This is a genomic window from Pseudomonas sp. 2995-1 (assembly GCF_002742505.1).
Classification (GTDB): domain Bacteria; phylum Pseudomonadota; class Gammaproteobacteria; order Pseudomonadales; family Pseudomonadaceae; genus Aquipseudomonas; species Aquipseudomonas sivasensis.
The window spans coordinates 1-229 of sequence record NZ_LJSA01000501.1 but is presented as its reverse complement, the minus strand read 5'-3'; the positions used below and the strand labels follow the sequence as shown (position 1 = coordinate 229).

Here is a 229-nt window from a genome sequence, read left to right as displayed (position 1 = left end):
TTACTAAGTAATCCATTATCAAAAGATGACTTGAAATTGTTAAAATTAGCTTCACGAATTTTTTATATTGGTGAAGCTATTCACAGTGAATCCAAAAGCCAACATACTTTTTACTTGCTTACAAATAGAACCATAGATGGTGTAACGCATAAAGAGCGTCTCATCATTGCACTTTTAGCATCCTTTAAATCACGTTCCCAATTGAAACAATATTTATTACCATTTGAGG

The 229-nt window shown here is 31.4% G+C and carries 1 pseudogene; it reads left to right on the top strand.

Going from position 1 to position 229, the window contains the following annotated elements:
* A pseudogene (locus AOA61_RS31930) lies at positions 1 to 229 on the top strand (exopolyphosphatase); the annotation flags it as partial.